This window comes from Thalassospira sp. MCCC 1A01428 (genome assembly GCF_002115825.1).
Taxonomy (GTDB): Bacteria; Pseudomonadota; Alphaproteobacteria; order Rhodospirillales; family Thalassospiraceae; genus Thalassospira.
Genome location: NZ_JFJZ01000169.1, coordinates 1 through 532, shown reverse-complemented (window position 1 = coordinate 532; position 532 = coordinate 1). Strand labels below are relative to the sequence as shown.

Here is a 532-nt window from a genome sequence, read left to right as displayed (position 1 = left end):
ACACCCAAAACAAAACCCCGTCATAAAATGACGAGGTTTGTTGCCGCCAGAACCGGGCCACATCGCAATGCAGCCCGATTGCAATATCAAGATAATATCAACAGCACATTGTCGCCAATGTTAAGCAGCCTTTACGCTTGCAAGAAAGGCACCGACGATCGTGCGCATTTTTTCAGCTTCGCGCGACAGTTCCGACGACGCATGCAGCACTTCCGTTGCAACCTCGCCCGAACCATGAACCGCGTCTGTCACTTGATGGATATTGGTATTTACATCCTGTGTTCCACGTGCGGCTTCTTCAACATTTCGGGCAATTTCACCTGTTGCCACCTGTTGCTCTTCAACCGCAGCGGCAATGCTGCTGGCAATTTCATTAACCTTTTCAATCGTGCCCACGATATCGGCAATGGCCTTTACCGCTTCATCGGTGGCATTTCGGGTCGAGTTGATTTGCTCGCCGATATCCGCTGTTGCCCGCGCAGTCTGGTTGGCCAGGTTTTTGACCTCACTGGCGACCACGGCAAACCCTTTG

General features: G+C 51.9%; 1 protein-coding gene. It reads right to left on the bottom strand.

Annotation, left to right across the window (positions count from 1 at the left end):
* Nucleotides 1-120 precede the first annotated feature (120 nt).
* Nucleotides 121-532 (bottom strand): methyl-accepting chemotaxis protein (locus THS27_RS26445; RefSeq protein WP_246833116.1); only part of this gene is annotated, 412 nt, incomplete at its 5' end.